The 23,807-nt window shown below is 37.0% G+C and carries 22 protein-coding genes; 5 read left to right on the top strand and 17 right to left on the bottom strand.

What is annotated here, in order from left to right; all coding sequences use genetic code 11:
• Positions 1–2: 2 nt before the first annotated feature.
• The 3 genes from EL194_RS00745 to EL194_RS00735 form a co-directional block, all read right to left on the bottom strand.
• Entirely contained in the window at positions 3–1,235 is a 1,233-nt protein-coding gene (locus tag EL194_RS00745; protein WP_003774289.1) for an HD domain-containing protein, read from the bottom strand.
• Positions 1,213–2,658 carry a glutamate--tRNA ligase gene (gltX, locus tag EL194_RS00740; RefSeq protein WP_003774288.1) on the bottom strand — a complete coding sequence of 482 codons (1,446 nt, stop codon included), beginning with the start codon at positions 2,656–2,658 and terminating at the stop codon, positions 1,213–1,215. The genes EL194_RS00745 and gltX overlap by 23 nt, the downstream gene beginning before the upstream one ends.
• A gap of 94 nt (positions 2,659–2,752) precedes the next feature.
• Positions 2,753–3,931: an acetyl-CoA C-acetyltransferase gene (locus tag EL194_RS00735; protein WP_003774287.1), complete on the bottom strand. Its 1,179-nt coding sequence runs from the start codon at positions 3,929–3,931 to the stop codon at positions 2,753–2,755.
• 260 nt (positions 3,932–4,191) lie between these two features.
• Here EL194_RS00735 and EL194_RS00730 point away from each other — a divergent pair, with 260 nt between their 5' ends.
• Positions 4,192–5,337 carry a hydroxymethylglutaryl-CoA synthase gene (locus EL194_RS00730; RefSeq protein WP_003774286.1) on the top strand — a complete coding sequence of 382 codons (1,146 nt, stop codon included), beginning with the start codon at positions 4,192–4,194 and terminating at the stop codon, positions 5,335–5,337.
• A 20-nt stretch (positions 5,338–5,357) separates the two neighbouring features.
• Here the strand turns inward: EL194_RS00730 and EL194_RS00725 are convergent, their stop codons facing one another.
• Both EL194_RS00725 and EL194_RS00720 read right to left on the bottom strand, forming a co-directional pair.
• Positions 5,358–5,714, bottom strand: a complete 357-nt coding sequence (locus EL194_RS00725; protein ID WP_003774285.1) for an MmcQ/YjbR family DNA-binding protein — start codon at positions 5,712–5,714, stop codon at positions 5,358–5,360.
• Positions 5,695–6,090, bottom strand: a complete 396-nt coding sequence (locus tag EL194_RS00720; protein ID WP_003774283.1) for a VOC family protein — start codon at positions 6,088–6,090, stop codon at positions 5,695–5,697. The genes EL194_RS00725 and EL194_RS00720 overlap by 20 nt, the downstream gene beginning before the upstream one ends.
• 63 nt (positions 6,091–6,153) lie before the next feature.
• Between EL194_RS00720 and EL194_RS00715 the strand changes: the two genes are divergently transcribed.
• Positions 6,154–6,333: a hypothetical protein gene (locus EL194_RS00715; RefSeq protein ID WP_003774282.1), complete on the top strand. Its 180-nt coding sequence runs from the start codon at positions 6,154–6,156 to the stop codon at positions 6,331–6,333.
• A 28-nt stretch (positions 6,334–6,361) separates the two neighbouring features.
• Here EL194_RS00715 and EL194_RS00710 read toward each other — a convergent pair whose 3' ends face one another.
• From EL194_RS00710 to dtd, 5 genes are all read right to left on the bottom strand, one after another.
• On the bottom strand, positions 6,362–6,685 hold the full coding sequence (locus tag EL194_RS00710) for a cyclic-di-AMP receptor (protein ID WP_013853459.1): 324 nt from the start codon (positions 6,683–6,685) through the stop codon (positions 6,362–6,364).
• Between the two features lie 114 nt (positions 6,686–6,799).
• On the bottom strand, positions 6,800–7,903 hold the full coding sequence (ychF, locus tag EL194_RS00705; protein ID WP_003774278.1) for a redox-regulated ATPase YchF: 1,104 nt from the start codon (positions 7,901–7,903) through the stop codon (positions 6,800–6,802).
• The gene (locus tag EL194_RS00700; RefSeq protein ID WP_003774276.1) at positions 7,904–8,107 is read right to left on the bottom strand and encodes a DUF951 domain-containing protein; all 204 of its coding nucleotides are present in this window, start codon (positions 8,105–8,107) and stop codon (positions 7,904–7,906) included. It lies immediately after the preceding gene.
• Complete coding sequence (locus EL194_RS00695; RefSeq protein ID WP_003774275.1) at positions 8,100–8,954, bottom strand: bifunctional 5,10-methylenetetrahydrofolate dehydrogenase/5,10-methenyltetrahydrofolate cyclohydrolase; 855 nt, start codon at positions 8,952–8,954, stop codon at positions 8,100–8,102. Before EL194_RS00695 ends, EL194_RS00700 begins: the two co-directional genes overlap by 8 nt.
• Before the next feature lie 39 nt (positions 8,955–8,993).
• Positions 8,994–9,449: a D-aminoacyl-tRNA deacylase gene (gene dtd, locus EL194_RS00690; RefSeq protein WP_003774274.1), complete on the bottom strand. Its 456-nt coding sequence runs from the start codon at positions 9,447–9,449 to the stop codon at positions 8,994–8,996.
• A 56-nt stretch (positions 9,450–9,505) separates the two neighbouring features.
• Between dtd and EL194_RS00685 the strand changes: the two genes are divergently transcribed.
• Entirely contained in the window at positions 9,506–10,765 is a 1,260-nt protein-coding gene (locus tag EL194_RS00685) for a replication-associated recombination protein A (protein ID WP_003774273.1), read from the top strand.
• Positions 10,766–10,782: 17 nt separating this feature from the next.
• Here EL194_RS00685 and EL194_RS00680 read toward each other — a convergent pair whose 3' ends face one another.
• The 4 genes from EL194_RS00680 to EL194_RS00665 all read right to left on the bottom strand — a co-directional run bounded on the left by EL194_RS00680 (position 10,783) and on the right by EL194_RS00665 (position 15,356).
• The gene (locus tag EL194_RS00680) at positions 10,783–11,763 is read right to left on the bottom strand and encodes an acrylyl-CoA reductase family protein (RefSeq protein WP_003774272.1); all 981 of its coding nucleotides are present in this window, start codon (positions 11,761–11,763) and stop codon (positions 10,783–10,785) included.
• A gap of 94 nt (positions 11,764–11,857) precedes the next feature.
• Entirely contained in the window at positions 11,858–13,594 is a 1,737-nt protein-coding gene (locus EL194_RS00675) for a DEAD/DEAH box helicase (RefSeq protein WP_034886661.1), read from the bottom strand.
• A gap of 215 nt (positions 13,595–13,809) precedes the next feature.
• Entirely contained in the window at positions 13,810–14,565 is a 756-nt protein-coding gene (locus EL194_RS00670) for an exodeoxyribonuclease III (RefSeq protein ID WP_034886660.1), read from the bottom strand.
• Positions 14,565–15,356 (bottom strand): hypothetical protein, encoded by a 792-nt coding sequence (locus EL194_RS00665; RefSeq protein ID WP_003774268.1) that lies wholly within the window; start codon positions 15,354–15,356, stop codon positions 14,565–14,567. Before EL194_RS00665 ends, EL194_RS00670 begins: the two co-directional genes overlap by 1 nt.
• Before the next feature lie 109 nt (positions 15,357–15,465).
• Between EL194_RS00665 and EL194_RS00660 the strand changes: the two genes are divergently transcribed.
• Positions 15,466–17,898, top strand: coding sequence for a PD-(D/E)XK nuclease family protein (locus tag EL194_RS00660; RefSeq protein ID WP_003774267.1), 2,433 nt, complete (start codon positions 15,466–15,468; stop codon positions 17,896–17,898).
• A complete protein-coding gene (locus EL194_RS00655; RefSeq protein WP_003774265.1) occupies positions 17,885–21,007 on the top strand; it encodes a UvrD-helicase domain-containing protein in 3,123 nt (1,040 codons plus the stop codon). Before EL194_RS00660 ends, EL194_RS00655 begins: the two co-directional genes overlap by 14 nt.
• Here the strand turns inward: EL194_RS00655 and EL194_RS00650 are convergent.
• The 3 genes from EL194_RS00650 to glmU are packed head-to-tail and all read right to left on the bottom strand — an operon-like array spanning position 20,983 to position 23,740.
• Positions 20,983–21,405: an NUDIX hydrolase gene (locus EL194_RS00650; RefSeq protein ID WP_003774264.1), complete on the bottom strand. Its 423-nt coding sequence runs from the start codon at positions 21,403–21,405 to the stop codon at positions 20,983–20,985. The genes EL194_RS00655 and EL194_RS00650 overlap by 25 nt on opposite strands.
• Positions 21,398–22,369: a ribose-phosphate diphosphokinase gene (locus tag EL194_RS00645; protein WP_003774263.1), complete on the bottom strand. Its 972-nt coding sequence runs from the start codon at positions 22,367–22,369 to the stop codon at positions 21,398–21,400. Before EL194_RS00645 ends, EL194_RS00650 begins: the two co-directional genes overlap by 8 nt.
• 6 nt (positions 22,370–22,375) lie before the next feature.
• Positions 22,376–23,740, bottom strand: a complete 1,365-nt coding sequence (gene glmU, locus EL194_RS00640) for a bifunctional UDP-N-acetylglucosamine diphosphorylase/glucosamine-1-phosphate N-acetyltransferase GlmU (protein ID WP_034886658.1) — start codon at positions 23,738–23,740, stop codon at positions 22,376–22,378.
• Between the last annotated feature and the right edge of the window lie 67 nt (positions 23,741–23,807).

Genomic DNA, 23,807 nt, shown 5'->3' with positions numbered 1-23,807 from the left:
GATTATACCTCCTCAGGGTAGAAAATCTTTTCGTCCTGTTTCTTTTCACCTGTTGCGAATCCCCGAACGATTGAGGATGCGCTGGTTAATTCAACAAGCGTACCGTTTTTAAGTGCAACCCATAATCCTTCCTCGCCATTTTCCACATAAGGGGAGTAAAGGATTTGAGATTGTTGATCACTGATAACATAATAACGATTGTCAAAGCCTGCATTTTGAACTCGTTCTTTAATTGTATCTACTTGTTTTGAAGATTCGAGATCTTCATATTTAAAGAGTTTTCGATTTAAAAGACGTAACGCCAAGTCTTTTAAGATTGGATCTTTTGATTTGGTAAGTGACATAAATCCTGCATAACAGGTTGATTCATCTAATTCAAAATGTTCTTGGGTACTAATTTTCCCACCCGATACAAAAGGCTTGAAAAATGATAACTCATCGCCCAATTCTTTTCCCTCATGAACTAAATCCTTCATGCGTTCAAAAATTGCGAATAGAATCATTTCAAAACTTCGTGATGTTGGATGTAAGTAAACCTGCCAATACATTTGATAGCGCGCCATAATATAGTCTTCAACGGCATGAATTCCACTTTCTTTCACAACAAGCTTATCATCGATAACAATAAGTGTTCTTAAAATTCGAGATAAATCAAACTCTCCGTAACTTACACCTGTAAAATAAGAATCCCGCAAAAGATAATCCATACGATCTGCATCCAATTGACTCGAGATGATTTGAGTTAAGAGTTTCCGTGAATGACGATGCGCAATAATATCCGCAACCATTTGTGGTAACTCCGGATGAGCATCGATAAGAATCTTATGAACATGCGTTTCTTCTAAAATAATACGGTCCGTAAATGTTTCATGATTTACCGATGTAACGGACTCAAAAGCATGGGAAAAAGGGCCATGACCCACATCATGAAGCAATCCTGCACACAATAATGCAACGTGCTCCAAATCAGAAAGTGTATCGGATAAACCATTTACATTTTCAATCATAAGACGAACAACTTCATAAACCCCAACAGAATGAGAAAAACGAGAGTGTTCTGCGCCATGATAAACTTGATTTGTCCCACCTAATTGATGGATGCGTCTAAGTCTTTGGAACTCTGGTGCGTTAATCAGATCCCAAATAACTTGATGATGTACATGAATGTATCCGTGCACAGGATCTCGTAAAACCTTGTGCTCGGAAGTTGGTTTAAATTTTATTAATGTATTCATTTAAACGTTTTTCAACAACGTCACGACCTAAAAGATATAACGCACTCATTAAATCAGGTCCATGTGTTTGATGTGTTGCACTAACACGTAATCCCATAAATAACGGTTTTCCTTTAAGTCCAGATTCAGACTTCGCAGCATTAAATGCTTCTTTAAGTGAATCCACATCCCATGATTCCGGTAAGTTATTCATGAATGCTTTCGCAACAACAGGTGTTGTTTCCCATTCTAAAACTTCTTTTTCTGAATCGGTTAGTTCAGGTTCTACGAAATACGGTTCGATAAGTGTTCCGATTTCTTCACCATACTGTAATTGCTCTTTAAAGAGAAGTAGGCATTTTTCAATCCATGCTTCATCTTTATTTGTAAGATCATGTGCTGCTTCCGCAAACGGTCTTACAAAGCTTAACCATTCACCATCTTCTTTTTCTTTTAAATACTGATGATTCATCCATGTAAGTTTTGTAACATCAAACATTGATGGTGCTTTCGATAAACGATCTTCGCTAAATTCAGCAATCAGTTCTTCATGTGTAAAGAGTTCTTTTTCACCCTTTGGCGACCAACCAAGCAGTGCCATAAAGTTAAACATTGCTTCAGGAAGATAACCTTGATCTTTATACTGACTGATGTATTGCATGATTGAATTATCACGTTTGGATAACTTCTTACCATTTTCATTGACGATTAATGTCATATGACCAAATAATGGAATATCCCATCCAAACATTTCATAAAGCATCATTTGTTTTGGTGTATTTGAAATATGTTCTTCACCACGGAAAACATGTGAGATTTCCATCAAGTGGTCATCAATTACAACCGCAAAGTTATACGTAGGAATTCCGTTTGACTTGACAATAACCCAGTCACCAATATCTTTTGATTCAAATGAAATTTCTCCACGAACCATATCATTAAACGTATAGGTCGCATCCGTTGGTACTCGTAATCTTACAGAGTAAGGACGGCCTTCTGTTTCATAACGTTGCTTCGTCTCATCATCAAGATGAAGACATGTACGACTGTAACGTGTTGATTGGTGTCCTGCCGCAACTTGACGTTTGTAATCTTCATCAAGTTCTTCAGTTGTACAGTAACACTTATAAGCATCACCACTCGCTAATAATTTTTCTACATATTCATTATAAATATCTAAACGTTCCATTTGACGGTATGGAGCATATTCTGGTTTTGGCTTGTCTGGAGATTCATCAGGTACAATCCCTAACCAATTTAAGAAATAAAGTTGTGATTCCTCACCGCCCTCAACATTACGTTCAATGTCTGTATCCTCAATACGTAGCACAAAATCACCACCATGGTGTTTTGCCACTAAATAATCAAATAACGCTGTACGTGCGTTACCGATATGAAGAAATCCTGTTGGACTTGGTGCATATCTTACTCTAACTTTTTTCATTTTTAGTACCTCTTTCCAAATTCCATACTATTATAGCATGGTTATGTCAAGGATTAAATATTAAACAATCGCGATAATCCCTGCAAAAAAGAACCTACTTCGTAGGTTCTTCTCGTTCAATCATCATTGCGACACCCATGCCGCCACCAATACATAACGAAGCAATACCACGTTTTGTATCTGAATGAATTAATTCATAAATTAAAGTAACCATAATACGAGCGCCCGATGCACCAATTGGATGCCCAATTGAGATCGCTCCCCCATTAACATTCACTTTATTTAAATCTAAATTTAAATCTCTACATACCGCTAACGATTGTGAAGCAAAGGCTTCGTTTAATTCAAATCGATCAACTGTATTTAAATCTGTATTTGTTTTCTCCGCTAAGGATTTAACTGCATAGAAAGGTGCATAACCCATAATTTCAGGATCAACGCCTACTTCCGAGAAGCCTTTAATGGTAGCAATAATATCTAAATTCATTGCCTCTGCCTTTTCTCGACTCATTAATACAAGTGCAGCAGCACCATCATTAACCCCAGAAGCATTACCCGCTGTAACCGTTCCATCAAGTTTAAAACTTGGTTTTAAACGTTGAAGTCCTTCAAGCGTAGAATTTGTTCTGATAAACTCATCCGTATCGATAAGATCACGTCCATTATTAACTGGAACAATTTCATCTTTAAAAAGTCCTGCCTCAAGAGCACGTGTTGCACGCATTTGTGATTCCAAAGCAAACGCATCTTGATCCTCACGGGATATATTAAATTGTTCAGCGACTGTTTCCGCTGTAACACCCATCAATTCATTGGTAAACGCGTCAACAAAACCATCTTTTTGAATTGTATCTTCTGTTTCCAAGTTTTGAAATTTCGAACCAAAGCGACCATTCTTTATTATATGAGGTGCTTGCGACATATTTTCAAAACCACCCACTACTACAACATCCTTCTCACCAAGCATAATGGATTGCATTCCAAGATGAATTGACTTCATCCCCGAACCGCACATCTCATTAATTGTCATGGCTGGTGTTGAATAGGGAATTCCAGAAAACACCGATGCTTGTCGCGCAGGGTTTTGTCCTAATCCAGTTTGGATGACATTACCCATTACTACGTATTCAACATCTTCCGGCGAAATCTTTGCACGATGAATCGCTTCTTTAATCACTGCAGTTCCTAATTCTACAGCTGAAGTCTTCAAGAAGCTTCCCCCGAATTTACCTATCGCAGTGCGCGCAGCACTGACTATAACTACGTCTCGCAAAAAATCACTCCTTCTAAAATGTCGGCTAGACAATTATACCGTTTACAATATATAAACACAACATTTTCTGTAACGCCTATCTCTATCTCGAAACATAGTTTACCATTTGAGATGAAAAAGAGCGCATTTTCACACAAGATACCATAAGTTTATGCTCAAAAAGACTTACTTCGTGTGAAATTCTTTTGAATAACACATAATTTTTGCTTATTCGTCAGGACACTATTATAATTAAAGCATATTGAAAAAGGAGAAATTCCATGGAAATTGGACTTGATAAAATAGGGTTTTATGCCCCATTAACGTATATAGATATGGTTGATCTTGCGCACGCACGCGGGATTGACCCAAACAAATATACGCTCGGACTTGGACAAGATCTACAAGCTGTATGTCCTATATCACAGGATACAGTTACATTAGGGGCTAATGCTGCTTCAAAAATATTGAGTGATGCGGATAAGGAAGCCATTGATCTTGTTATTTTGGCTACAGAATCTGGCATTGACCAATCAAAAGCAGGGGCAACCTCAATTCATACATTATTGGGAATTAATCCCTTTGCACGTTGTATTGAAATTAAACAAGCATGCTATGGTGCAACTGCAGGGCTTCAACTTGCGAAAGGTCATATTGCTTTAAATCCAAATAAGAAAGCACTCGTAATCGCAAGTGATATTTCACGATACGGTCTTAATACTGGTGGCGAAGCAACTCAAGGTGTTGGATCCGTAGCGATGTTAGTCAGTACAAATCCAAAAATCATGACACTTGAAGCAAATGCTTCTTATTTCTCAGATGATATTTGGGATTTCTGGAGACCGAATTACAGTGACGTGGCTTTTGTAGATGGGAAATACTCAAACGAACAATACCAACGTCTCTTCACAACAGTATATGAGGATTATCTCAAGAAAACAGAACGTACAATCGATGATTTTAAAGCTCTCTGTTTCCATATCCCCTATACAAAACTCGGGCTCAAAACCCTTAAACTCATCGCCAGCGAAGAAACAAACCCAAGTCTTTTTGAAAACTTTAAAAAGAGTACGCACTATAACCGTCAAGTCGGTAATATTTATACAGGATCACTCTACCTAAGTTTACTCAGTCTCCTCGAACAAGGGTCCTTAACTGAAGGTGATCGTATTGGCTTATACAGTTATGGTTCTGGAGCCGTTGGTGAATTCTTCTCAGGAATCTTACAACCTAATTACAAAGATCATTTACTCAAAACGCATCAAACAGAACTTGATCAGCGTACAAAGTTATCAATTCCAGAATATGAAGCACAGTTTAAAGCACAGCTTGTTACTGATGGAAGTCATCAAATACTTAAATCGGATGCATCCAAATTTACACTTGAGTCTGTTTTCGAACATCGACGCTATTACAAAACAAAATAAAAAGTTCCTCACGGAACTTTTTATTTTATCTCAGTCTGCATTTTCTTAGTTAAACTCTTAAAGATAAGTTCATACGACTCATTAATAAGTGTTTCAATGAGTGTTTCATCCACTTCCTTATCCATACGAATTGAAATCCAATGAACTTTATTCATATAGTAACCTTCGGTGATTATTCCAGGATACATCTCACGATAGCGGGCACCTTCGCTTGGCTCGGCTTTAACCGTTACAATGGGATCGCCTTCTTTATTTGTTCCCATCATCAAATACATTTTTCCGCCGACAAGCGCACGTTCCGCATTCCATTCTTCTTTAAAATCATACACAGTCCCTTTATTTTGAAGACATACTTGTTTAATTTTCTCCGGTTTCATAGGGACCTCCTGCAAGTGTAATCACCACACCATCAGGATCTGTTAGAGCAAATTCCCATGTATCATAAAATGTTTTATGCAGTGTTTTTACTAAATTTGGATGAGTCTTGAGCCGTTCATATTCAGCTTCAACATCTTCAACTTTTATAAAAAGGGTTAATGAAGGCTTGATTGAATCTGTTTTAAGACTTGGATATTCTTCGATCAATGCTTCCTTCTCTTCAAGCATTAACGTTGTTTCACCAATACCAAGAATTGCGAATATAGCGGCAGATTCAGTCTCCACTTTATCGTAAACAGCCATGTTTAAAACTTCTTGATAAAACAGGATGCTTTCATTCACATTTGTAACCATTAAATTGGGTGTTAGTTTCATAGTGCTACCGCCTTTATATTTATTGTTAAATCGTATAGAATATGGATGAAAGCGGGGTAAGTTATGGCATATTATAATTATCATGCGAAAGCAAAGCAACTGATTGCCGATGGGCATCTCACTCATTTTGAAATTGTGGATAACTGGAATGGCATTAAACCCGCACTTGTCCTCTATTTTGATAATAACCGTCCTATGCCCATACGGGAATATCGATGGCCAGAATACTTTGAATTAATTTAAAAAGAAAGAACGCTCACGTTCTTTCTTTTTAAAGTTTATGGAATTGTTCAACATCCATCACAAATACTGTTGCGCCACCAACTTGGACTTCCACAGGGAATGACGCATAACGTCCGATATCATAGGATGCTGTAGATGGTACGACTTCCGTACGTTTACTACATTCATTACCAATGATTTCTAAACATCCTTCCACGCGATCATCATCAACACCAATAATTAATGTTGTGTTCCCTGCGCGTAAGAATCCTCCGGTTGTAGCGAGACGTGTTACTTGATAGTTTTCTTTATTTAATGCATTTGAAACTACAGAACTGTCATCATTTGAAACAATAGCTAATACTAATTTCATAAGATTCCCTCCTCTTACCTTTGTTTCATTATACCATAAAATAAATCGATGGTTCTTTTTTTTATTAACATAAAACCCCCTATCCAATTTAGTGTAGATAGGGGGTTCTTTTCATTAATTATTAAATCTAAAGTGTACAATATCGCCATCTTTCATGACGTATTCTTTACCTTCTGAACGCATTTTTCCTGCTTCTTTAATTGCTTGTTCACTTCCGTATGCTTCTAAATCTTCTACATTATAAGTTTCAGAACGAATAAATCCTTTTTCAAAATCTGTATGAATCACTCCAGCACATTGTGGCGCTTTCATACCATTCACAAAAGTCCAAGCACGAATCTCTTGAGGACCTGCAGTGAAGAATGTACGTAAGTTTAAGATTTCATAGCTATTTCGAACTAATACATCTAAACCACTTTCTTGAACACCTAAGTCTGACAAGAATGCTGCTTTTTCATCATCTTCAAGACTTGATAAATCTTCTTCGACCTTAGCGCATACTGGAATAACACGACATGAACGTGCTTCCGCATAAGCTTTTACTTTTTGGTACATTTCGTTCCCATCAATGTCCATAAGACTGTCTTCATCAATATTCGCTACATAGATGACAGGTTTAATGGTTAAGAAATGGAATGTACGTGCAAGTTTCTCATCATCTTCATTTAAGTTAAGATCGCTTAATGGTCGGTTATTTTCGAGTGTTTCTTTAGCACGATCTAATAACTTCATTTCCGCCATTGCTTCTTTATCATTGGATTTCGCTTTGCGTCCTACGCGAGAAATTCGGTTTTCCACACTTTGTAAATCCGCAAGCATCAGTTCAATTTCAATAATTTCAATATCTGAGATTGGATCTCCGACAATACCATGCTCATGCACAATATCTGAGTTTGCAAAACAACGCACAACATGTACGATAGCATCCACTTCACGAATATTTGATAGAAATTGATTTCCTAATCCTTCACCTTTTGAAGCACCTTTTACAAGTCCTGCAATATCGGTGAACTCAAAAGTTGTAGGAATAATCTTCTTAGACTCAATAAATTTTTGAATTGTGTCAAGTCGTGGGTCGTTTACTTTTACAACACCGACGTTTGGTGCAATCGTCGCAAATGGATAGTTTGCTGCTTCTACCTGTGACTTTGTGATTGCGTTAAATAATGTGGATTTCCCAACGTTTGGTAATCCAACAATTCCTGCTGTTAATGCCATCTATAATTCCTCGTTTCTTTCGATTACTTTTTTTAATTTTTTTTCAAAATCTTGACGTGTGAGCATAATGACCGACCCACACCCTTCGCACTTAATTTTAATATCTGCACCCATACGTGTTATTTTAAAATATTGTGATTTTTTGCATGGATGATCTTTTTTCATTTGTACAATATCACCTAAACCATATGTTTTATCAATCATGCTGACACTCCTTAAGTTTATATGCAATCATTGTATTTTCCAGTAAACTGGCAATTGTCATCGGGCCTACGCCTTTCGGAACTGGCGTCGCATAAGCTGCAATCTCATAAGCGCGACGATCTACGTCACCTCTTAGATTTCCATCTATGCGATGAATCCCTACATCAACAAGTACGTGTTGATCTGAAATCCATGAAGCTGGAATTGCTTCTGGTTTACCCATAGCAACCACAATTATATCATTAGATCGAACAAGTTCCTCTAAGTTTTTTGTTTTTGAGTGCGCTAACGTTACGGTCGCATTCTTTTGGCTTAAAAGCGTTGAAACAGGCTTACCTACAAGACGACTTCGTCCAATCACTAATGCACGTTTACCTTCAAGCTCCACATTATACCAATCCAACAATCGCACAATCCCCTTAGGCGTACACGAAACAAATCCTGGTCGATTTAATTCCAAATACCCAACATTTAACGGGTGTAAACCATCTACATCTTTTTGGGGATCAATGGCTTCAATAATAACATTCTCATCAATATGTTTCGGTAACGGCAACTGTACTAAAATACCATCTACATCGTTATCGTGATTTAATGTACGAATGATTTTTAAAAGGGCTTCTTGAGTTGTATCCACTTCACACGAAATAGCCTGTGAAGAAAACCCTACAGACTTACATTGTTTTACTTTAGAGTTCACATACGTTTGGGAAGCAGGATCATCGCCTACGATCACAACCGTTAGTGAAGGCGCACGTTTACCCTGTTTGATCAGTACTTCCGTTTCATCTTTTAATGAAGCTCGTATCGCTTTTGAAACAGCTAATCCATCCAGTATTGTTGTCATGTTATCATCTCCAATTAACGTCTATAATAATACCACACCTTAAATTACCTTACCATCTTTAATATTAAGCATAATGGTGATTGGTCCATCATTATCCAAAACAACATTCATATGCGTTTGGAAAATCCCCGTTTCAACATCAATGCCATGATTTCTTAATCCCGTATTAAATGCCTCAAACATCGTATTTGCTTGAGTCGGTTCCATAGCATTACTAAAACTTGGTCTGTTTCCCTTACGACAATCCGCAGCTAATGTAAATTGAGAAATGGATAATATCGCCCCCCCAACATCTTGAATACTTAAATTGATCTTACCGTCTGCATCATCAAATAAACGGATTGACGCTATTTTATCCACTGCCTTTTTAATATCTGCATCTGTGTCACCAGTCTCCATCCCAACAAGAAGCATATAACCTTGCTTAATTTCTCCTACTACTTCTTGTTCCACAATGACCTTTGCTTCTTTTACCTTTTGTATAACGATTTTCATGAAATCACCTCATCTCTATTCTACCGTAAACATGTTACAATATATAGGGTGATTTTATGAACAAACCATTAGCATTCCGAGTAAGACCTGAAACGATTGATGATATCATCGGACAAGAACATTTACTTGGTGAAAATCAAATTTTACGAAATGTTGTGGAGAGCGGTAACTTGCATTCCATGATATTCTTTGGACCTCCCGGTACGGGAAAAACAACGACTGCGATGGCCATCGCTAATTCGTTAAAACGACCGTATCGTCTTTTTAATGCGGTTACTGATAATAAAAAGAAACTTGATGCGCTTTTTCTTGAAGCCGAAATGAGCAGTGGTCTTGTTGTGATTATCGATGAGGTTCATCGTTTAAATAAAGATAAACAAGATATTTTATTACCACATGTGGAAAGTGGTCTTATCACGATGATTGGTGCAACGACTGCAAATCCTTATTTTTCGATCAATCCCGCAATTCGATCACGCGTACATTTATTTGAATTTAAACCGCTCTCTTATAATAATATTGTGTCCATACTTAAGCGTGCTTCTGCTGTATTTGAAAACAATCAAGTCATTCAAGAAGATGTGCTAGAGTCCATCGCTTCAAGTTGTAATGGTGATGCTCGTTATGCGCTTAATGCACTTGACCTACTTGTACAATCCACGCGAGATGACATCATCACAGAAAAACATCTCGAAAAACTAAGTCTCTCTGTCAATATTTCGATGGATAAAGACAGTGACAATCATTATGATGCCCTTAGCGCTTTCCAAAAATCAATTCGTGGAAGTGATGTGCAAGCAGCACTCTATTATCTTGCGAAATTAATTCATGTGGGCGATATGGATTCGATTGAACGCAGACTTATTGCGATTGCCTACGAAGATATCGGACTTGCGAATCCCGCATTATGTGCTCGTGTTGTGACCGCAATTGATGCTGCAAAACGCATCGGATTTCCGGAAGCAAAGTTACCCTTAAGTGTCGTTGTAATTGAGTGCGCACTTTCTCCGAAATCGAAAGCAGGAGAACATGGTATTGATGCGGCCTTGAAAACTGTACGTGAAACAGCACACCAAGTACCACAGTATCTTCGGTTAAATGCTGTTGGAGTTGATGACAAAGATATGTATGATTATGACCGTAATGATTTGTGGCATAAAATCCAATACTTACCTGATGAACTTAGAAACGAGGAATTCTATCGTCCTCAAAATCTAAATTCCGCAGAAAAAACCTACGCTTCAAATTATGAACAACTTAAAAAAGTTCAACGTACGAATAATCTAAGAAAACTCAAAGAAAAAAAGAAACCGTAGATACCTACGGTTTTTTTTTACAATTTCACAATAGTTCGTCCCATCATTTTACCTTCAAGGATATCTTCAAGTGCTTGAGGCACATCCTCAAGGCTTATCTCGCGGTCACAGAGTGCATGAATATTTCGAGGTTTATAATCTGTCGCAATTAATCCCCATAGTACGTCTTTGAGATTATTATTCACCGAATCAATCCCGATCACTTGGATTCCCCGTAAGATAAATGGAAATACTGTGGTTTCAAATTTAGCTCCCGCTGTATTACCACTTAATAAATAAACCCCTTCGTAATTCAAATGTGGTAGGAGATATGAACTATATTTACCCCCAATTGGATCAATAACTGCAGTCCACATCATTTTCCCAAGTGGTTTGAGAGATTCTGCAGTCAATTCATCTGGATGCAATACTTCTTTTACATTTAAAGTGTCAAAATAATCACGGGCGATTTCTTTTTTACGACTCACTGCTGTAACTGGGTATCCAAGCCGATCCAAAATTGCACATGCAACAGATCCAACACCACCGCTTGCCCCTAAAACCAATACGGGATCACGTTTCATTGGATTTGTTTGTTGCATCATACGATAAACAGAAAGTGCGGCAGTATATCCAGCTGTTCCAATAATTGCGGCAGTTTTTAAACTGAGTGATTCTGGAAGTAATGTCACTTCTGAAGCAGGAACAGAGGCATATTCCGCAAAACCACCCGTTTGATATTTCAAGATATCATGACTGGTTACAATAACTTCATCACCAATATGGAATTTATCCACATTCGATTCAACGATCGTACCAGTGAAATCAATACCGACAACTGTAGGATATTCTCCCACAACGCGTGTCTTGGGTCTCATCGCAAGTCCATCTTTATAGTTGACACTAGCGTAAGAGACCTTAATTAAAACATCATGATTTAGATCATCCGTATTGAGTATTTTTACTTCTGGTATGACATTATCCTGATCGGTATTTAAAACGAGCGCTTTATATTCCATAAGACCTCCTAGAGTGTTGTTATTGATATAATAGCATAAATAGTAGTATTTTCGAATTAAGCACAAAAAAAAGATGGGTAAACCCATCTTTTTGCTATCCTTTGTTGCTACGACGACCATGATCGCTTGAACGTTTTGCGCCATCACGGCGACCTCCGTCACGACGACCACCACCATCACGGCGACGATCATTTCCACCGCCACGACGTGAGTCACGTCCTCCGCGTCCATTACGTCCACCACGAGGTGTTGGTTGTGCAAATTCATCAACCATAGTAACGGTCACATCTTTACTATTAATTTTTGTGTCTGATAATTTATTAATAATATCTTGTGCAAATTCACGAGGAACTTCCACGGTACTTTCATTGTCATCAATTTTGATACGTCCGATATCTTTTCCGCGAATTCCACTTGCAGTTGCAATTGCACTTACAAGGTGAGCTGCAGCGATACCATCACGGTCTCCAACTGATAGTCCAATACGTGATATTTCACCTTTATTCTTAACATCTTTTTGTTTTGAAACTTTGATTGCTTCTAAGTTTGATTCACTAATCATCTTATTAATGAAAGCAACAATAATTTCTTCCTGTGTAAAGTTCTCATTACGAAGACCTTCATACGCGATATTAAAGAGTTTACCTTGTTCATGATCATTCCATTTACGGATTTCACGAGCAAGTTGATCTACCATTAAGTCGTTTAATTGCTCCTTAGTTGGTAGTGGTGTTTCAACAATAGTTGAATTTGATAAACGTTCGATTTGCTTAATTGCATAACGTTGTCTACGTGATACTAAAGTGATTGCAAGACCTTCTTTACCAGCACGACCTGTACGTCCAATACGGTGTACATAATATTCTAATTCTTGAGGTATATCGTAGTTAATAACTACATCCATACTGTCAACATCGATTCCACGTGCTGCAACATCCGTTGCAATTAACACAGAAACCATACCTTTTTTAAAGCGGCTCATTACCATTGAACGCATTTCTTGTTTCATGTCTCCATGTAACCCTAAAGCAGGGAATCCCGCTTTATTTAATTGCGTTGTAAGTTCATCAACCATCTTTTTGGTATTACAGAATATCATTGTTCCACTTGTTTTATGCAATTGTAATAATTGAATTGTTAAATCAACTTTATCTCTTGATTCAACAGTGTAATAGATTTGTTTAATACGAGAAACAGTTAGATTGTTACGAGATAGTGTGATTCTTTCTGGTTCAACCAAAAATTTCTCGCTTAATTTAACGATTTCCTTAGGCATTGTTGCTGAGAAGAATGCGAATTGGCGTTCTTCAGGAAGGAATGAAAAAATTTCTTCAATATCCTCAATAAATCCCATATTTAGCATTTCATCAGCTTCATCCAAGACAATATGACGGCAATCATCTAAACGGATTGTCTTACGTCGAATATGATCCATTAAACGACCCGGTGTTGCGACTACAATGTCTGCACCACGTTTAAGGTCTCTAATTTGTTTATCAATAGGGCTACCACCGTATACACATGCGATATTAACGCCTTGTTTATACTTCGAGAAACTTCTCATTTCTTCAGCCACTTGCATACATAACTCACGTGTAGGACATAGGATTAACGAATTTGTTCGTTTCTTATCTCCAGGTTGAGTCAAACTTAGCATTGGTAACCCAAACGCCGCAGTTTTACCTGTACCTGTTTGAGATTGAGCTAATAAGTCATGATTACCAAGCAATATTGGAATTGCCTGTGATTGTATATCAGTTGGCTCTTCATAACCTTTCTCGGTTACTGCTCTTACGATTTCTTCTTCTAATTCTAGTTCTTTAAATGTCATTAATTTTCCTACTTCTTTCAACACACCGTGATAGTATACCATTATCATCGACAAAAGTCATGGATTTACACCGATATCGTTTAATCATTTTTAAGATACCGTTTACATTATATACGTGATTGTGAGTATACAACGATTATCATTAACATTAGATTTTCACCCGATTCACAATTGCATAAAAAACCTCTTGATGCGAAATCATCAAGAGGTAGCTATTAGAAATTGAGTTTAATCATTACGGGACAGTGGTCACTTCCAAGAACCTGATCGAGAATATCTGCCGCTTCTATAGCATTTCTTAGTCGCTCTGAAACAACGAAGTAATCAATTCTCCACCCTGTGTTTCGACTACGTGCATTGGCACGGTAACTCCACCAGGAATAACGATCGATTGCGTTTGGATGTAATTCACGGAACGAATCAATAAATCCAGCATCTAAAAGATTGGTGAATTGTTCACGTTCTTGATCACTAAAGCCAGGGTTTTTACGATTCGCTGAAGGATTTTTCAAGTCAATCTCTTTATGAGCGACGTTTAAGTCCCCACATAAGACTACAGGTTTAGTCTCATCCAACATTTTGAGATATTCCCTAAAATCATCTTCCCATTGCATACGGTAATCGATACGTTTTAATTCTGGTTGTGAGTTGGGTGTATAAACACAAACAAGAAAGAAATCATCATACTCACATGTTATGACACGACCTTCTGTATTATGTTCATCTTCTTGGATTCCGTAGGTAACATTAAGTGGTTTTATGCGTGTATAAACCGCAGTGCCTGAATATCCTTTTTTCTCTGCATAGTTATAATATGCATAATAGCCTTCCGGATCATAATCTAATTGACCCGCTTGCATTTTGGTTTCTTGAAGACAAAGAACATCTGTGTCCATTGCTTCAAAAATCCCTTCAAAGTCTTTTTTCATAACGGCACGTAAACCATTAACATTCCACGAAATTAGTTTCATCATATCCTCCAAAGTTCACTAAATGGTATAAATTCTATTTTGTTACAATGTTCTTTTGCTTTTTGGCGATGTAATTTGATATCGCCATTGTTTATTTTAAGTAAGGTGTCCTTATCCATCATATATTGAACATAAAGCATTTTTTTAAGTAAAAACCATGATGCGATTGTTTGGTGAATTCGATCTGCTCGACCTTGTGGGTCATCGCGAAGACTTTGGTTGATATACGCAATGTTTTCTTGGCCTTTTGCAATGGCTGTTTCAATAAGCATTTCTGTATCACGATAATGTCGACGATCTTGTTCGCGTTGAAGTGATGCAATTGTTGGTCGATCACTTGGTAATATCTTCAACAATTCCAATATAATCTCAGTTTCTTCAATTGGTAATACCAATACATTATGACGGTAAGCCCCTAAGATTCCCCTTTGTTCAGTTAAACAATAGTAAATACCTTTTGCTTCAAGATAGTTACGATCAACAAGAATCAATGCGAATTCTCGTTCTTGTCCTTCACTATACAAAATTAAGGGTGCTTTAATGTATCCTTTCGGAATTTTATGGACATCTTTATAGCGTATAATTTTATTCGCTACTAAATCTTTATTTATTTGGATACGTACATTCTCCATAACACGTATGGAATCATCCATCTCTAAAACATTTTCAAGTAATTCTTTATATTGAGCAGAATCAAAGTTTAAATAATCCTCGAGAAAACCATTAAATGTACATGCATGGCCCCCCTGACGTTTATCTTTGATCTCACTCATAGCATAAACTAACCCCATAGTTTCCCCCTTTGTTTACTTCTATATCATGACATATTTAAGGAAATTTTAAAAGACCCATACACTTCCACTCAATATCCCTTATAATTGATATTAAAGGGGGCTTTTTATGCACAAAATCATCGTTAGTAATCGAATCTTCCATGAAGATTTAAAGCAAATTTTATTATCAAAACAGGATTATTATCTCGGGGTAGCAGTTCGTGATTTTAAACTTGCTTTTTTTGAATCGGATACACACCGTCGATCTGTGGAAATTGCGGTGTTTAATCAACTCCAAAAATGTAATTGCCCTCGTCTTCAAGAAGTTTTGAAATATCCTAAGACGATGCATGTACTTATAGACTTATTACAAGAACTGTATTTATATGGTTTGAGTTTGGATTCTTGTCCTCGTGAAACACCATTACAAGAAGAAATCTTTCAATGTCTCGCTCTTATTGATCCTTATCTTGAAAAACCAGTTGTTCAAGAGGACGTCGAGTATGAAGCGGTTGCTTACGGATTATCCCACGCGGAGTACGCGTTTTTAAAGCGTCATAATATTCCTTTTATTGAACCACAATCACAAAAACCAGATTCAATCTTTTTTAAAGTTGCATTGAATCCACGAAGTGAACTCGAAGCCGTAGTGCAGGATATTATCCGTAATGGATACAAATCAGCAACCATTGCAGTAGCCAATAAATCGATGATTGAACCACTTATCGAATCAATTTTCGAGCGTTATGGTTATCCACTAAAATTACAGGACCGTCGTTTCGAACTGATGAAATCTCAGTATCGCGCTTTACTTGATTTTGCTTTTGACCCAAATATTCTTCAATTAATTAAGGCAATCGAATCCGGAGCATTTGGTTTAAAACGTCGTGAAGATATCGTTACTTACCTCACTCATTTCGAATTTGAACTTAATGATGTCTTTGGTGCTTATGACTTATGTGAAGAAACTGAATCGTATCCTGATTTATTTGCACTCCAAAATCGTATTCAAGAAGATGTCGTTCGACTTAAAGAATATCTCGATGAGGTTATGAATTTAGATTTTAAAGAAACTCTGATTGCTTGTTATAACGTCATCAAAAGTCATACCCACGGTGATTTAACGTCGCTTTGTTCTTTACTTGAAAAACATTTAGGAGAATACCAAGAGGAAACCTATCTATTAATGTTGGAGCATCTCGATTCACTTCAAGCGCACCAACAAAATATTTCTCCACTCCGTATCGTTGATTATTGCTCACTCCCACTTATTCCACAAGATCATTTATATGTCGTTAATTTATCCGCTAAAAATTTCCCGTCTATTCGTTCACGTACCGGTATCATTGATGAAGCTTACTTGAGATGTATTGAGGGTTATCCTCGATTGGATGAACGTACGCAGTTCACACTTAGAATGCAAAATCATATTTTTGATCATAATAAAAATATGACTTTATCGTATAGTTCCGCAACGTATGAGGGAAAAGGACAGGAAGTTTCTTATCCTGTTGAGCAATTTGCACGGGAAAATAACATAGATCTTAAGTCATGGATTTTGACTCAAAACACATATCGAAAACCCGTCAAACACCACCTTAGTCCAACGCTTGCGAAAGAGCTTTACTTAGAAGATGGAAAACTTATTGGCTCCATTTCCGCATTTCAAATGTTTGTAAATGATCCCTATCAATTCTTTATGGAACGCGGTCTTAAAATTCGAGAACCTGAGATTCTTAAATTTGATCCACGCATTATTGGTACAGTTAATCATGCAGTAATGGAGTATTACCACGATAATAAAAATATAGATCCATGGACTGATGTTCGTAAAGTATTTCCAATGACGCATCCACGCTATCGTATGATCTATGATCGAAATCAAGATTTAATGGAACAGAATGTTGATTTTGTGGATGCTTCAATGGCTGATACGACATTCCAAGTTGTATCTAAAGAACGATGGTTCCGTGAAGAAACCATGTTTAATGGCATTGTGCTTCGCGGTATTATTGATCGTATTGATGAAAACGACCATTATGTACAAGTTATCGATTACAAGAGTTCCCAGTTAGCAATGACCGCCGAAAACGTTAAAGCTGGTACACAGTTGCAATTACTAACATATGCGATGATTGCGGAAAAAGCGTTTCAAAAAAAATGTCTTGCTGTTTACTACTACGGTTTTAAAAACCCGAACCTAACAACAAATTCTCTCGAGTACAAAGTCGCAAAAGGTGTTATTTCAAAAGACATCGATTTCGAGGCAGAATGGCTTAAAGCAAAACGCTATAAAGGTTGGCTGTTTGAACAACCCTTAGACTCCTATGACAGTGCAACTTATTTTGGTGGTTTGCGCGAATCCAAAGATGGGGTAATTACCGCTTGGACAAAACCCTATGATATGAATAAAATAAAACCCTTGCTTACCCAAATCTACCAAACCATCTATTCTGATGTTATGAACGGGGTTTTAGATCCAGAAGACTCAAGTATTGAAATTGATAAAGACTTAGATTTAAAGAAAGAAGATGAGGAGCCAAAACATGACGACTTATAACCCCCAGCAACAACAAGCTATTGAAGCATTAAATCAAAATGTAATTGTATCTGCATCTGCTGGAGCGGGTAAAACTACAGTTTTAATTGCCCGTTTAATGAAGCGAATTATTCGGGATAATGTCCGTATCGATGAAGTGTGTGCTATGACCTTTACTGAGGCAGCCGCATCCGAAATGAAAACACGTTTACTTGCATCGCTAAATGACGAATATCGAAAACACGAATCCGATTTTATCGCAGAACAAATATCTTTAGTTGAAACCGCGCAGATTTCCACAATCCATTCTTTCTGCCTTACAATTATCAAAAACTATGGTTATATTATTGGGGTAAATCCTTCGCGTGCTGATAATATCCTTGATGATGCTCAAACAAAGTTACTCCAACGTCAAGCCATGCGAAAAACTTTTGATCAATGGTTACAAAACGATTATGAGAATCTTAAATATCTACTCGATGTTTTCTCAACAAATCCTCTTGATTACAAATCCTTAGAAAATGCAATTTATGATAATGCAAACTGGTTAATCAGTAAAAAAGATCCGGAAAGAGCGGTTCAATCTGTTAAAGCACTATATCGTGCTACCGATTTCAAAGACTTCCCACAAGAATTCAAGCAAATCTTTTTTGATTTCTATCTTCGTCAAGTACGTGAGATTATTAAAGATGTTCAAGGAATTATTGCGATCTCAGATGAATCGTATGACCCTAACGATAAAAAAGGTAAGAAGTATTTCGAGCAAAGTTCAATGTTGCTACAAGTTACGGAAGGACTACGCACACTGGAATCACTCATCCACCAACAAGATATCTCATTTTATGACCAAATACCGACGGTATGTAATTTCAAAGTAATTGCGGATACAAAAAATGATGTATATACCGAACAGCGAAAACGAATCGAGAAGACAGTCAATCGAATTTTTGAGAATTACATGCCATTGGATGAACACTTCCGATTACTCAACAATCAAATAGAAACTGTTTCGCTTTTAATTAAAATGACACAAGATTATATAGAAGCCTTTTCTTCGTTAAAAGAAGAAGAAAACTGTTTGGACTTCAATGATTTTGAATCCATGGCACTTCGTATCCTAAACGAAAATGACGGAGAAATTTCAGAACTTGTAAAACATAAATACAAAGAAATCATGGTTGATGAATTTCAAGATACTAATGAATATCAAGATGAAATTATTACTAAAATATCGACTGGAAACAATATTTTTCGAGTTGGTGACATTAAACAATCAATCTATCGATTCCGTGGTGCAAAACCCAATATCATGCAAAATTTAATGCTTGATGATACAACACAAAATTTATACTTAAGCTTTAACTATCGCTCGAAAAAAGATATTGTTGAGTACAATAACTACGTATTTGATAAACTGATGAACCTCACATTCGGGATTACCTATGATGAACATGATCATGTAAATGTTGGGATTCCTGCTCAAAGTGAAGATACACATCCTGTAGAAATTCATATTATTGAAAAACATGATAATCGATTTAAGAAAACATCTGATCAACTTCGTGCTCAACATATTGCTCAGGAGATTATTAATTATCATAGCCAAGGCTATCGCTTTAAAGATATGGTAATTTTAGTTCGATCACATGCAAGTAAAGGGTATCTCAAAGAGGCTTTTGAAGAATATAACATTCCTCATTATATTGATGATCAAAGCGGCTTTTACAAGTCCGAAATCATCGCATCCGTTGTCGCTTTACTTAACTACGCAACAACATTCCATGATTTTTATCTTGTGCCAGTACTCACATCACCATTCTATAATTATTCTGACGATCAAATTGCAGCCCTCAAACTAATGGATGCTTCAAGTATTCGAAAAGCACTGGAAATTGAAAATCCAGAGCTCTATCAATCACTTGATGACATGGTATTATCGTGGCGTTCGAAAGATCTCATTTCAATTATTCAAGAAATTATTCAACTTAATGATGTCTACAATAACACGCTTTCGCTTCAAGATAAAACAAACTTAGACTTTCTGCTTGAAAAAGCTATCCAATACCAAGCAGTTTCAGTTCCAACCTTACAAGGGTTTGTACGATTTGTTGCGGAGTTTAAAGACGATACAAGCAGTGAAGCATCACCCTTAAATAAAGATGCTGATATCGTAACTGCCATGACCATCCATCAATCTAAAGGATTACAATTTCCAATTGTGTTCTTGTGGGGTATGGGACGGCATGCAGTGCGTGATCATAGTGATATTTTACTTAATGACGATACCTTTGGTATTGGTTTGAATCATGTTGAATTACCGATGCGCTTTGTTTCTCGAAATCTCATTCGAACGGTTATGGAAATTAAACAAGACAACGAAGAAATTGAAGAAAACCTTCGACTTCTCTACGTAGCGCTTACGCGACCACAAAAGCACCTTATTCTTGTTGATGTAGTAAAAGAATATCAACCAACATCTTTAGATTATCAATTACTTCGCAACCATAAGCGAAAAGTTGATTTACTTCTTGCTGCGAGCCCACATAATACCGTTATACGAGTTATCGACGGTATGGAACTTACGGAGAACAGTCTCAAACCAATCGAACAAGAGGAGATATCCACAATTTTCACGGAGAAATTGCCTCTGACTTTAGATCAAGAAGTTCCAATCCTTACTAAAAATCGCGATTTAAATTTCGATAAGTCATTTGAATTTGCCACAGGTTTTGGTTCCACCTTACATGAGGCGGTAGAAAAGCTCCCTCATAGACTTTGGACTGAAGCAGACCTTGAAAATTTTGAATCAAAATTTAAACGTAGACTTCAAGCCTATAACCAGCATTCTTTTACTCAAGAACTCTATCGTTATCCACATATCCAACAAGAAGTTCCTTATTTAATTGATGGCGATGCAGGAGTAATTGATTTTTACGTATACAACGAAACCGAACTGATACTTGTAGACTTTAAAAGTGATAATGCACCTCTAGAAATTATTGTGGAGCGTTATGAAGATCAGATCAAAGCATATAAAAAAGCCCTCGGTATCATATACCCAGAGCTTTTAATTAAAACATATATCTATAGTTTCCACTTAAATCATTACATACCTTGTTTGGATTCATAAATTAAATCCATCATATGTTTGATATTACCTTGACCCGCAAAACGCGTGTCATCCGAGAAATCCTCTGTTATGGGCATCCATAATAGGGGATTTTTTTCTGGAACGAGAACGACTTCTTGGTTAAGGTAACCGTAAAATACTTGCAACTCGATACCGTCTTCAAAATATTGCGTAAAAAACAATGGTTTGATTTCAATATCATTTACGGTTATACCACTTTCCTCGAAAAGTTCTCGATAGGCACCCTCTATATCGGATTCTCCTGGATTCTTTTTGCCTCCGACAAAGTTGTAGAGTCCTTTATAAGGATTCTTTTGTCGATGACACATCAAAACGTTTTCGGCTTTTGTGTCGAAAACGATAATGAGATTAACTTTAAGAAATGTTTGACTAGTCATTGAATAAATCAAAGAGTGTACTTACAGGAGTATGTAATTGAATCGCTTCAATTGCTTTCGCAAGCATATATCCAACAGAAATCTCTTTAATTTTTGGCTCTTGACGTGCTTCTTCTTTTAGAGAAATTGTATTTGTAATCAATAACTCTTTGATATCTGAATTTGAAATACGTTCAATAGCAGGTCCTGAAAGAATACCATGTGTACATGCACAATAAACTTCTTTAGCACCTTTTTCATATAACATATTGATTCCACCCATGAGTGATCCAGCTGTATCAACCATATCATCAATAACAACTGCAATTTTCCCATCAACATCACCAATTAAGTTCATTGCTTCCGCAACGTTTGGTTTTGTACGACGTTTATCGATAATTGCGATTGTTGAGTTTGGAATTGTGTCTGAAAGACGACGCGCACGAGTTGCTCCACCGTGGTCTGGTGATACAACTACAACTTCATCTTGGAAGTCTTTATTTCTATAGTATTGACCAATCATTGCAACTGCAGTGAGGTCATCTGTAGGAATATCAAAAAATCCTTGAATCTGTGGTGCGTGCAAGTCTATTGTCACAACGCGGTCTGCTCCGGCTGTTTGTAATAGATTTGCCATCAATTTTGAAGTAATTGGTTGACGTGCACGAGCCTTACGATCTTGGCGCGCATATCCATAATATGGCATTACAATTGTAATTTCTTCTGCAGATGCACGCTTACATGCGTCAATTGCAATAAGAACTTCCATATATGTTTCACTTACTGGTGAACTTGTAGATTGGATAATGTAAACATGTTTTCCACGTACAGAAACAAGTGGTTCAATCAAGATTTCTCCGTCTGCAAAATGACGTACATCAATTTTGCCGCGTTCTAAATCTAAATGCTCACAAATCTCATCTGCTAGTTCTACGTTCGACGATAACGCAAAAATAACTGTATTGTCTTTCATTTCTTCTCTCATAGTCTTTTATTTACCCTCTTTATTCTTGTATTTCGCACCATATCCAGGTTTGTTTTCCTGACGAGGCCGTGCAATAGCCATCTCCCCATCAGCAACATCGCCATTAACGGTCGATCCTGCCGCCACCACTGCATTTTCCCCTATAGTAATTGGCGCGATTAGGTTTGCATTGCTTCCGACAAATGCTCCATCGCGTACTTCAGTCTTATATTTCTTCTTGCCATCATAATTTACGGTTACGACGCCACAGCCAATATTAACTTTATTTCCAATTATTGCGTCACCTAAATATGTCAAGTGTGCACAGTTTGAATGTTCTCCGAATTGAGTGTTCTTGAACTCAACATAATTCCCAACTCGGGCGTGAGAACCTACAACTGTATTCATTCTAAGGTGTGATGACGGTCCCAATGTTACGAAATCTTTAACTTCACTGTTAATAATGCGAGAAGCATCAATCGTGGAATTTTCACCAACAATTGCATCTTCTAACCAACAGTTCGGTAAGAGCGTCGTTCCAGTCCCAATAGTCGTATTACCATAAATATGATTATTAGGGTAAATCGTTACATCTTCCGCAATCTTAACATCCGTACCAATGTACGTTGATTGTGGATCCATAATCGTTACACCATTCGCAAGATGCTTCGCATTTACGCGTGATTGTAACCATTTATTTGAGACATTAAGCTGCATACGATCATTCACACCTAAAAACTCTTGGTGATCTGATACACGTAAAGATTGAATTGAATGACCATTCTTTTTCAAAATCTCTACAAGACGAATGAGATTAATTTCTTCTGTAACTTCCTCATCACGAATCTCTGGTAAATATTTAAAAAGTAACTCATTGTTTACACAATAAATACCAAGACTGATTTCTGTAATTGACACTTCGGATTCTGTCAAATTACGGTAATCGATAATCCGATCAATGTGTCCTTGGTTATCACGTACAATACGACGATAAGTCCCAGGGTTTTGTAATTGCGCAGAGATAACCGTTAAATCATGCCCCTCATGCTGTTCATAGATATGATTTAGCGTCTCTGGCTGAATTAATGCACAATCTCCAAATACTAAAAGTGTAGAACCTTCTTTTCCATGAAGTTGCTGTGCTTGCAATACAGCATCTCCAGTTCCAATTTGTTCACTTTGGAATGCATATTCAACACGATCACCCAAGTAAGATTCTACTTGCTCATTTTGGTGTCCTGTAACAACTACAATTTTATCGGTATTAACCGCTTCAAGATGATCAACTAAATGACCAATCATAGGCTTATGAAGTATTTCATGCATAACCTTGTTTCGATTTGATTTCATTCGGGTACCTTTACCCGCTGCTAAAACAATTGCATATTTCATTGTGACCGCCTCCGCAACCATTTTAACACATTTCAAACTGTTACATTCGGTAAAACCGTCATATTTC

This window comes from Erysipelothrix rhusiopathiae, from assembly GCF_900637845.1.
In the GTDB taxonomy this organism is placed as follows: Bacteria; Bacillota_I; Bacilli_A; order Erysipelotrichales; family Erysipelotrichaceae; genus Erysipelothrix; species Erysipelothrix rhusiopathiae.
This window is presented reverse-complemented; position numbering and strand designations above follow the sequence as displayed.